This window comes from Actinomadura rubrisoli (assembly GCF_004349215.1).
GTDB classification, from domain to species: Bacteria; Actinomycetota; Actinomycetes; order Streptosporangiales; family Streptosporangiaceae; genus Spirillospora; species Spirillospora rubrisoli.
Genome location: NZ_SMKU01000340.1, coordinates 1 through 10,168, shown reverse-complemented (window position 1 = coordinate 10,168; position 10,168 = coordinate 1). Strand labels below are relative to the sequence as shown.

The window sequence follows — 10,168 nt, the reverse complement described above, 5'->3', positions numbered from 1 at the left end:
GGGAGTCGGGGTCGTCGTCCAGCAGGAGGGTCTCGACCTGGCCGTTGCGGACGGCGGCGACGGTGGCGGGGAGGCCGGCGACGGCGCGCTGACCGTTGGCGAGCTCGCGGTCGAAGCGCTCGGCGACGGCCATGACGCGTTCGGCGTGCTTGAGCTTCAGGATGCGGCTCAGCTCCGCTTCGAGGTCGGGATCGCCGACGTGGATGTTGCGGTCGGACTCCACGGTGTGCTCAAGGACGTGCTCGGACACCTCGTCCAGGACGGCCGTGCGGGCCCGGGTGTCGCCGGCGATCACCACGGCCTCGGCGCCGCAGCGTTCGGCGGCGCGGTCGATCTCGTGGGCGACCTTCTTGGCGTTGGCCTTCCATACGTTCTCGGACGAGCGCTGGAAGCGGGACTGGTTCCAGTCGCCCGCCTTGGTCTTGCGGATGGGGTAGTCCTCGTCGCCCTGGACGTCGATGTGGCGGTGCTCGCCGCCGGAGGTGACGCAGTCGATGGCGCCGCCGCGGCGGTCCACGACGGCGACCAGGTGCGGGAACCGCTCGCCGCGCTCGGCGAGGTAGGGCAGGACGTGGGGCAGGGGGGCGACGCGGGCCTGGGGTGTGCGGGGCGGGCCCGGAAGGCGTTCGCTGTGCACGACCTCCCCGTCCGCCGCGAAGAGCACCAGCCCCTCGGAGTGGCGGAGGGCCAGTTCCTCGTCGATGGTCTGCTCGATCGCGCTGAGGGTGCTCCTCGGGGCGCTCTGGGCCTCCAGGTCCGCGCGCAGCGCCCGCCACCGCAGCTCGGCGGCCTTGGACGCGTCCTCGGTGGTCCGGGTGAGGTCGGCGTACACCGACGCGTACGGGCCCGGACGTTGGTACAGCGTTTTGAGGAATGCCAGATCCATGGAGTGGCCGTACCCATCCCGGCTGGGGCAAACGTAAAGAATGTGACGCGGGGGACGTCAGTCCTCGGCGGCCTGCTGGAGCCTCGCGTAGGCCAGCTGGAGCCAGTCGGAGCCGGCCACGGCGGTCATGGTCGCGCCCGCGAGGCGGGTGGCGTCCGGGGCGAAGACCAGGCCGGCGGCGTAGGCGGTGGCGACCCACTGGCCGGTGCAGAACGGGCAGGTGATCAGCTCGCCGACCGCGTGCCTGATCCCCTTGCCGCGCACCTCCTCCGACAGCTCGGCCGTCCCCGAGTAGCGGGTGAAGGGGGCGCGCAACGGGCTCGTCACCGGGTCCTTGGCAATCAGCCGGGACAGCTTGTGCGTGGTGATCGTCATCAGCGCCAGGTCGCCGGCCCCGATGGACGGCGCGCGGCCGCGGCGCCTGGCCAGCAGCGCGACCGTCCCCGCGGACAGCGCGTAGACGGCCATGGTGGCGAGGTAGGAGCCGAGGGGGCGGTCCGCGCCGTCGGTGTACTCCCGCTTCTGCCTGCGGGCGGTGTCGACCACCGTGTTCATCGCACTTCCTCCGGGACGATCAGGCAGAACTCGTTGCCCTCCGGGTCGGCGAGGACCGTCGTCGGCCAGCCGTCGTCCACGAAGGGGCCGCGGACGACACGGGCGCCGAGCGCCGTCACGCGGGTGAGCTCGGCGTCCATGTCGGTGATCCGCAGGTCCGGATGCATCCGGTTCTTGGCGACCTTGGGCTCGGGGACGCGCTGCAGCAGCATCCGCGGCCCCTCGCCGGGCGGATCCAGGCGCACGTAGGGCGGTTCGTAGGGGCCGCGCTCGTAGCCGAGGGCCGCGGCCCAGAAGTCCGCCAGGCCGTCCGGATCGGAGCAGTCCAGGACGAAGACCAGTTCCATCAGTGGTTGCGCAGCGCGTTGACCAACTGCGACTTGTTCATGGAGGAGCGGCCCTCGACACCGATCTCGCGGGCGCGCTTCATCAGGTCTTCCTTGGACCAGTCGGAATAGGACGGGTTCTTGCCGCCCTTCTTCCCGACCTTCTTCTTGCCCTGACCCGCGGACGCGTTGGCGATCCGGGCGGACTTCTCCTTGCTCTCTCCCTTCTTGCGGAGTTTCTGGTAAGTCTTCTCGTCCTTGATCTGTGCTCTTGGCATAAGGGTCAACTACCCGCCATGAGCGCTCCACACATCGGGCACGGAAACGAACGGCACGTGCAGATGGGGCGCGGCGAGGACACCGCCGCGCATGCGCGCCAGGAGGGCGGCCCGTGTGGCCGCGGCGGCCGCTGCGTCCTCGTCGTAGACGTAGGTGACGGACGGGTCGGCCAGCTGAGCGGGATGCAGGACGACGTCCCCGGCCACGACCAGGGCGTCGTCCCCGACGATCACGGACTGGTGGCCGGGCGTGTGCCCCGGCGTGGGGACGATCGCGACATCGGGGGCGAGGGCCGTGTCCCCGGAGACGGCGTGCAAAAGCCCCGCGCGCTGGAGCGGACGGACGATGTCGTCCAGGACGGGCCCGCCGCCGCCCTCCAGCCAGTCCAGCTCCGTCCGCTGGACGATGTGCCGCGCGTTCGGGAAGACCGGCTCGCCCTTCGCGGCGGCCCCGGCGGCGTGGTCGCTGTGCAGGTGGGTGAGCACGACGGTGTCGATGTCGCCCGGCGCGAGGCCGATCCCGGCCAGGGCGCCGAGCAGGCCGCCGGGCACGGGCGCCCACGACGCGGCGGGGGAGTCCTCCGGTCCGAGGCCGGTGTCGACCAGGATCGTGGCGCCCTCCGGGACGCGCAGGACGAAGCAGTGGAAGCGCAGGACCCACTCGCCGTCCGGGCCGAAGACCTGGGGGACCTCCTCGCGGAGCCGTTCCCAGAGGGCCGGGGACGATCCGGGGAATGTCTCGGGGAGCGGGCGGCGCAAGGACTCTCCCATCGGTCCCACCGCGTCGCACAGGGGGACGATCTCGACGCCTGACACGGTTCGCGGTTCCTGGTACATGGCTTCACGATCTCAGGAGTGCCGTCATCGGGGACAATGGCATCCGGAAAGGGGACATGTGCGCATCGGCATCCTGGGCCCGCTGGAAGTGCGGGACGAGGCCGCCAGGCCCGTCGAGGTCAGCGGTCCCCGGCTGCGCGCCCTGCTGATCCGGCTCGCGGCCGAGGCCGGGCGGCCGGTCTCGGCGGAGCGGCTGCTCGACGACCTGTGGGACGGCGACCCGCCGGGCGGGGGCGGAAACGCGCTCCAAGCCCTGGTCTCGCGGCTGCGCGGCGTGGCGGGCCGCGACCTGGTCGAGCACGGCCCCGGCGGCTACCGGCTGGGCATCGACCCCACCGAGGTGGACGCGGTCGCGTTCGAGCGCGGCGTCGCGGCGGCCCGCGGCGAGGCCGACCCGGCGCGGCGCGCGGACGGGCTGCGCCGGGCCCTGGAACTGTGGCGCGGCCCCGCCCTGACCGACGTCGAAGGCGCCGGCTTCGCGGCCGGAACGATCACCCGGCTCGGGGAGCTGCGGCTCGCGGCCGTCGAGGACCGTGTCGACGCGGAGCTCGCCGCGGGCCTGCGCGTCCCCCAGGTCGCCGAGCTGGAGTCGCTGGCCGCCGCGCACCCGCTGCGCGAGCGGCTGCGCGGGCAGCTCATGCGCGCGCTGTACGCGGCGGGACGCCAGGCCGACGCCCTCGACGTGTACGAGGAGACCCGCCGCGCGCTCGCCGACCGGCTCGGCGTCGACCCTTCGCCCGAGCTGGCCGCCGTCCACATGGCGATCCTGCGGGGGGACGCGGCGCTGGGCGGCCGCGCGCCCGCCCGGGAGCCCGACCCCGAGTCCCGTCCCGACCTCGCCGCCCCGCCCGCGGCCCGTCTCGCGCCGACCAACCTGCCCGCCCAGCTCACCAGCTTCGTCGGGCGGGAGGAGGAGTCCAGGCGCGTCGGCAAGCTGCTGCGCGAGACCCGGCTCGTCACCCTCACCGGCCCCGGCGGCGCGGGCAAGACACGGCTCGCCCGGGAGAGCGCGGCCCCGCTCGTCGACGAGATGCCGGACGGCGTGTGGTTCGTCCCGCTGGCACCGGTCAGCGATCCCGGCGATATCGTGCCCGCCGTGCTGACGGCGCTCGGCGTCCCCGAGACCGTCCGTCCCGCCGAGACCCGCACGGCCGCCCGGTCCCTGGACCGGCTGATCGACTTCCTCGCCGCCAAGCGGATGATCATCGTTCTGGACAACTGCGAGCACCTCGTCGACGCGGCCGCGCGCCTCGTCGACGAGATGCTCGGGCAGGCCCCGGGCGTGCGGGTCCTCGCCACCAGCCGCGAGCCGCTCGGCATCACGGGCGAGTCGCTGTGCCCCGTGCCGTCCCTCCCGCTGCCCCCGCCGGACGGCGAGGACATCGGCCCGGACGAGGCGCTCCGCTACGCGGCGGTCCGCCTGTTCGCCGACCGCGGGGCGGCGGTGCGCCCCGGCTTCGAGGTGGACGCCGAGAACGCCTCGGACGTCATCGCGATCTGCCGGGCGCTCGACGGCATCCCCCTCGCCATCGAGCTGGCCGCCGCCCGGCTGCGCTCCCTCACCTCCGGCCAGATCGCCGCGCGGCTCGGCGACCGGTTCCGGCTGCTGACCGGCGGCAGCCGCGCCGCGCTCCCCAGGCACCGCACGCTCCGCGCGGTCGTCGACTGGAGCTGGGAGCTGCTGGACGACGTGGAACGCACCGTCCTGCGGCGGCTGTCGGTGTTCGCGGGCGGCGCCACGCCGGAGAGCGCCGTCCGGGTGTGCGGGCTGGACGCCCCGGACGCGCCCGACCCGCACGACGTCATCGACGTGATCGCCGCGCTGATCGACAAGTCCCTGGTGCTGGCGGACGGCGACGCCGAGGTCCGCTACCGGCTGCTGGAGACCGTCCGGGTGTACGCGGGCGAGCGGCTGGAGGAGGCGGGCGAGACCCTCCGCGTCCGCTCCGAGCACGCCGCGTACTGCATCGGGTTCGCCGAGCGCGCCGAGCCCGAGCTGCGGGGCCGCGACCAGATGCTGTGGGCCGACCGGCTCGGCACCGAGCGCGACAACTTCGCCGCGGCCTTCCGGCACGCCGGCGACATCGGCGACGTGGAGGCGGGCCTGCGGCTCGTGGGCGGGCTGATGTGGTTCTGGTTCATGAGCGACATGGAGATCGAGGCGGGCGGCTGGGCGCAGGGCGTCCGCCGCATGACCGGCGACACCCCGCCTCCGGGCCTGGAGGAGCAGTACGTGATGTGCGTCATCTCGGCGGACGTCGTCGCCGAGATGGCCGGCTCCTCGGGCCCGACGACCGACTCGCTGCAGGCGATCTTCGACCGCGTGTCGGCGATCGTGCCCGAGCCGCCCCGCCATCCGGCGCTGCTCCTCGTCCGTCCGGCCGTCCACCTCTTCACCGGGGACATGGACGGCACGCGCCGCGAGCTGCTGCGCGTGATGGACCATCCCGATCCCTGGGTCCGTGCCCTCACCCGCGTCATCCTTGGATACGTCGCCATGCACACCGGTCAGGTCGAGGAGGCCGCGGTCCAGACGGCCGCGGCGCACGCGCTGTTCCAGGAGCTCAGCGACCGCTTCGGGCTGATCCTGAGCCTGGGCGGGCTGGCGCAGGTCGCCCTGGCCCGCGGCGACCTCGCCGAGGCCGTCCGCCTCGGCGAGGAGGCGTACGGCTACGCCGTCCAGGGCGTCAGCCCCGAACAGGGCGCCGTCATGCTCACCCATCTCGCGCGAGCACGGGCCCAGATGGGCGACGTCGAGCGCGCGCGGGAAGAACTGCACCGCGCCATGGGAGACGCCGAACGCATCGGCGAGCTCGCGGACGCCGCGGGGGCCTCGCTGCTCCTGTCCGAGATCGCCATGGCGGAAGGCGACCTCGCGGCCGCGCGCCCCCACGCCGAACGCGCCTACGAATGGGTGGCGCCGCGGGCGCACCGTCCCGACTTCAACCAGGTCGCCCGCAGGACCTACAGCCGCCTCGGCTGCCTCGTGGCGGAGGAGGGCGACCTGGAGGCCGCGGCCCGCTGGCACAGCCGCGCCCTGGACCGCATCGCGGACGACGCCCTCTGCGGCAACCCGACCATCGCCGCCCTCATGGAGGGCCTGGCCGCCCTGTACTCCGCCCACGGCGACCACACCCGCGCCGCCGAACTCCTCGGCACCGCCCACACCCTGCACGGCTTCCGCGACGACAGCTGCTACGAGGTCCGCCGCATCACCGCCGTCACGGAAGACGCGCTGGGCGAGCAGGCATTCACCGCCGCCTACACCCGAGGCCGCGAAACGACCCGCGAAGAGGTCCTCACCCAGGCATCCGGCCTGGTTCCCTGACCCGCACGGTCTCGTCCACCTGTGTGGTGCCGTCTCACTGGTCGGGACGGTCCGGCCGGGCGTTTCCGGCCGCCGCCAGTATCGGCGGGGAGGCACCCTTCCGGCGCGGTGCGGCGAGCTGGGCACCGACCGGGGGCCGCTGCACGGCGTCCCATTCGGCGTGAAGGACATCATCGCCATGGCCGAGAGCCCGACGACCGCGCAGAGCCTCGTCCTCGACCCGGCATAGGACGCGGCACGGGACGCTCCAGCCGTCGCCCGCCTAAGGGCCGCCGGAGCGGTCATCACCGGCAAGGTCACCACGATGGAGTTCGCCTGCGGTATGCCCGACCCGTCCAAACCCGTCCCGGTGCCCCGCAACCCCTGGGAACACCGCAATCTCGCCCGGTGGCTCCGCTCGGGCACCGCGACCGGCATGCTCTTCGCGGGGCTCGGCACCGACACGGCGGGCAGCATCCGCGTCCCGGCAGCGCTCTCCGGTGTGACCGGGCTAATGCCGACCTTCGGCGGGCTCCAAGTCCGGCGTCGTCCCGCTCGGGTACAGCCTCGACCACGTCGGCCCGCTGCGCCGCAGCGCCCGCGACTGCGCCGCCGTCCTCACCGCCATTGCGGGCCCCACCCGAGCGACCCCGACACTGTGGACGGTCCCGTACATCCCACCGGCCTTCGACGGCTCACTCGAAGGCATGCGTATCGGCGTCGCGCGCGAGCACCACTTCCCGGCGGACGCCGACCCCGCCAGGGCCCCGGCGTTCGACGAGACGCTCCGCGTCCTCACCGGCCTGGGCGCCGACCTCAGCGAGATCGACCTGCCGGACTGGCCCGAGACCCTGACCGCCGACTTCGTCACCCATGGGCGCCGAGGCGCTCGCCTACCACCGAAACGACCTCGCCGGACGGCGGGACGACTACTCCGCCACCGCCCCGGCTCGACCTAGCCCGCGGTGCCTTCGCCACGGGCGCCGACTACGTCCAGGCGCAGCGCGTGCGGAGGATGGCTCAGGACGCGACGCCCCGGCTCTTCGACCATGTCGCGTGCCCCCACCCTCGCGATCGGCGCCCCGCGCTAGGCCGACACCACCGACGCCGCAGGCACCATCAACGTGGACGCGACGTCCCGCCACTTCTTCACGCCGTACTGGGACAGCGTCGGCAACCCGTCCTCGCCGCGCCGATGGGCCACACGGCGGCGGGCCTGCCGCTGTCGCGGCCATTTCGGGGGCCCCGCGTTCAGCGAAGCCGCCGTCCTGCGCGCCGCCGACGCCTACCAGGGCGCGATCGGCAGGCACCGCCGCGTCCCCGCCATCGCCACGCTCCCCGGGGAGAACTGGCCCACCTCGCCGCCGAGTACCCGTTCCTGGAGGCCGGGATCGACGGGCTGTACGCCGTGGCCGAGGCACGGTACGCCGACCCGGCACTCCGCTTCCGGGCCGGCGCCCGCCCCGGCCCCTGGCCCGGCCCGCCCGCCGGCGGACCGGGCCAGCCTGCCGGCCCGGCTCCCGGCGATCACGCGCGGCGCGAGTACATCCGCATGGCCAGCGGGAACGTGACGATCACGATCCCGGCGGCCCACGCCAGCGTGAACCACACGTGGTTCCCCACGGGACCGCCCACGGTGAGCGCACGGACCGCGCTCGCCAGATGCGACACCGGGTTGACCTTCGTCCACGCCTCCAGCCAGCCGGGCATCGTGGACGTGTCCGGGACGAGGACGCTGCTGCCGAACGTCAGCGGCATCACCCACAGGAACGAGAATCCCTGGACCGTGTCCGGCGACGGCGCGACGAGCCCGACCAGCACCGAGATCCAGCAGACCGCCAGGTAGAACACGTACGCCAGCGCGAAGGCCCCCAGCACCGACAACGGGTCCGTGTGGAACCTGAACCCCAGGATCGACCCGAAGCTCACCAGCACCGTCATCACGATGATGAACCGGACTGTGTCGCCCAGCACCGTCCCGATCAGCGGCGCGGAACGGGCGATCGGCAGGCTCCGGAACCGGTCGAACACGCCCTTGTGGATGTCCTCGTTCAGCGCCGTCCCGAGCCCCATCGTCGCGAACATCGCCATCTGTGCGACGAGACCGGGCAGCAACTGCTGAAGGTACTCATGGGTGCTTCCCGACACCGCCCCGCCGAACACGTACAGGAACAGCAGCAGGAAGACGATCGGCATCAGCGTCGTGTCCAGCAGCTTCTCCGGGGAGTGCTTCAGCTGGGCGATGTTGCGCCAGGCCAGCGTCAGGCCGTGGCGCAGCGTCCGGCGCGGGCTGATGCGCGCCGGCGGCTCGGCCGTGGACACCCGCCGCACGTCAGTGGTGATCGTTGTCATGCCAGGCTCCCCTCGGTGACGAGATCGGCTTCGGGCTCCTCGGCCATGTGGCCGGTGAGCGTGAGGAACACCTCGTCCAGGCTCGGCATGCGCAGCGCCAGCTCCGCCGCCACGATGGACGCGTCGTCCATCCGCCGGACCAGCGCCGACAGCACCGCCGGGTCCGGCACCGGCGCGGTGACCAGGCCCGTCGGCTCCTGCACGTCCGGACGTTCCCCGGTGAGCTCGGCGACGATCGAGGTGAGCTGCTCCGTCCGGTGCCCCTCCGTCGCGCGGACGGCGAGCGTCTGCCGCCCGATCCGCGCCTTCAGGTCGTCGGACGTCCCCTCGGCGATCACCCGGCCGTGGTCGAACACCGCGATCCGGTTCGCCAGCGCATCGGCCTCCTCCAGATACTGGGTGGTCAGCAGGACGGTCGCCCCCTCGGCGACCACCCCGCGCACCGTCTCCCACACCTCGTTGCGGGCCCGCGGGTCCAGCCCCGTCGTCGGCTCGTCCAGGTAGATGACCTCCGGACGGTTGATCAGGCTCGCCGCCAGATCGAGCCGCCGCCGCATGCCGCCCGAATACGTCTTGACCGCCCGCGACCCGGCCTCCGTCAGCCGGAACCGCTCCAGCAGCTCCCGCGCCCTGGTCCGCGCCTGGGCCCGGCCGAAGTCCAGCAGCCGCGCGATCATCACCAGGTTCTCCGACCCGGTCAGCTCCTCGTCCACCGAGGCGTACTGGCCGGTCAACCCGATCTTCGCGCGCACCCGGACCGCGTCCTTGCCGACGTCGTAGCCGCACACCTCGGCATGTCCCGCGTCCGGCTTGAGCAGGGTCGCCAGGATCCGGACCGCCGTCGTCTTCCCCGCCCCGTTCGGTCCCAGCACACCGAGCACGGTGCCGCGCCGGACCGCGATGTCCACACCGTCCAGCGCATGGGTCTCCCCGAAGCGCTTTCGCAGACCCTCGGCCTGGATCACGTAGTTCATGGTCAACCTTTCGAAGTTTTCTCGTTCGGTCCCCACCACCGTGCGGCAGGGCCCTGACACGCCGCGCACAGCGGTGCGCGCTTGCTGACACAGCGCTGACAGCCCACTGATGCTGGGTCGCTGACGAGTGTGTGACCAGCGGGTTTCCGGAGATGGGCCAGGGAGTGGACGCGCTGATTTGACGGGCCGTCCAACGCTGCCTAGTGTTCTGCCTGCCCCAAGGGGATGCGGGACGCCGGGAGGCGGACGGCCCCAGGGGAAGCCATCAGAGGAAAACGGTTCGAAGCTCGCTCCGACCCGAGGTAGTCTGAGTAGGTAAGCCCGAGACGGGATGCAGGACGCCGCAAGGTGGCCGGCCCAAGGGACTCCCTCGCAAGATCTTCACAGGCGGTCTTCGCTGCCTGCGATGTCGCACGGGGGACGGGCTGCGGACCGAAGATCGACTCTACGGAGTAGGTTGACAGGCTCGAAGATTCCGGTAAGTTAGAAGGGTTGCCCCGGAGCGGGGCCTGCGGTTGCGGGTCTGGCGCGGTGGGTGTCCGTTTCTTGAGAACTCAACAGCGTGTTAAAAGCCAGTGCCTTTATAGATCCGGCTGTTGGTTGGCCGGGTCTCCCCGTGGCCGCCGTTCTGTTTGTTTGGTTCGGTGGTGGGG

9 protein-coding genes and 1 pseudogene are annotated in these 10,168 nt (G+C 72.7%); 2 read left to right on the top strand and 8 right to left on the bottom strand.

Annotation, left to right across the window (positions count from 1 at the left end):
- The 5 genes from E1298_RS38520 to E1298_RS38500 form a co-directional block, all read right to left on the bottom strand.
- On the bottom strand, positions 1-886 hold an 886-nt coding region (locus E1298_RS38520; protein ID WP_131902325.1), incomplete at its 3' end, for a baeRF2 domain-containing protein.
- A 57-nt stretch (positions 887-943) separates the two neighbouring features.
- A complete protein-coding gene (locus E1298_RS38515) occupies positions 944-1,441 on the bottom strand; it encodes a DUF1360 domain-containing protein (protein WP_131902324.1) in 498 nt (165 codons plus the stop codon).
- Positions 1,438-1,788, bottom strand: coding sequence for a VOC family protein (locus tag E1298_RS38510; RefSeq protein WP_131902323.1), 351 nt, complete (start codon positions 1,786-1,788; stop codon positions 1,438-1,440). Before E1298_RS38510 ends, E1298_RS38515 begins: the two co-directional genes overlap by 4 nt.
- Positions 1,788-2,045, bottom strand: a complete 258-nt coding sequence (locus E1298_RS38505; RefSeq protein ID WP_131902322.1) for a DUF7218 family protein — start codon at positions 2,043-2,045, stop codon at positions 1,788-1,790. Before E1298_RS38505 ends, E1298_RS38510 begins: the two co-directional genes overlap by 1 nt.
- A gap of 9 nt (positions 2,046-2,054) precedes the next feature.
- Positions 2,055-2,861, bottom strand: coding sequence for an MBL fold metallo-hydrolase (locus E1298_RS38500; protein WP_243726064.1), 807 nt, complete (start codon positions 2,859-2,861; stop codon positions 2,055-2,057).
- Between the two features lie 79 nt (positions 2,862-2,940).
- On the opposite strand from E1298_RS38500, the gene E1298_RS38495 reads away from it, so the two are divergent.
- On the top strand, positions 2,941-6,210 hold the full coding sequence (locus tag E1298_RS38495) for an ATP-binding protein (protein ID WP_165975875.1): 3,270 nt from the start codon (positions 2,941-2,943) through the stop codon (positions 6,208-6,210).
- Between the two features lie 283 nt (positions 6,211-6,493).
- Positions 6,494-7,148, top strand: a pseudogene (locus E1298_RS52005) (amidase family protein).
- 326 nt (positions 7,149-7,474) lie between these two features.
- Here E1298_RS52005 and E1298_RS49805 read toward each other — a convergent pair.
- The 3 genes from E1298_RS49805 to E1298_RS38480 are packed head-to-tail and all read right to left on the bottom strand — an operon-like array spanning position 7,475 to position 9,515.
- Positions 7,475-7,720, bottom strand: coding sequence for a hypothetical protein (locus E1298_RS49805; protein WP_207945091.1), 246 nt, complete (start codon positions 7,718-7,720; stop codon positions 7,475-7,477).
- The gene (locus tag E1298_RS38485) at positions 7,717-8,541 is read right to left on the bottom strand and encodes an ABC transporter permease (protein WP_165975874.1); all 825 of its coding nucleotides are present in this window, start codon (positions 8,539-8,541) and stop codon (positions 7,717-7,719) included. The genes E1298_RS49805 and E1298_RS38485 overlap by 4 nt, the downstream gene beginning before the upstream one ends.
- Positions 8,538-9,515 (bottom strand): ATP-binding cassette domain-containing protein, encoded by a 978-nt coding sequence (locus E1298_RS38480; protein ID WP_131902320.1) that lies wholly within the window; start codon positions 9,513-9,515, stop codon positions 8,538-8,540. Before E1298_RS38480 ends, E1298_RS38485 begins: the two co-directional genes overlap by 4 nt.
- Positions 9,516-10,168 lie beyond the last annotated feature (653 nt).

Excerpts from the sequence above, each read along its gene's own strand:
- E1298_RS38515 (WP_131902324.1), bottom strand. The coding sequence starts at position 1,441 with ATGAACACGGTGGTCGACACCGCCCGCAGGCAGAAGCGGGAGTACACC.
- E1298_RS38510 (WP_131902323.1), bottom strand. The coding sequence starts at position 1,788 with ATGGAACTGGTCTTCGTCCTGGACTGCTCCGATCCGGACGGCCTGGCG.
- E1298_RS38505 (WP_131902322.1), bottom strand. The coding sequence starts at position 2,045 with ATGCCAAGAGCACAGATCAAGGACGAGAAGACTTACCAGAAACTCCGC.
- E1298_RS38485 (WP_165975874.1), bottom strand. The coding sequence starts at position 8,541 with ATGACAACGATCACCACTGACGTGCGGCGGGTGTCCACGGCCGAGCCG.
- E1298_RS38480 (WP_131902320.1), bottom strand. The coding sequence starts at position 9,515 with ATGAACTACGTGATCCAGGCCGAGGGTCTGCGAAAGCGCTTCGGGGAG.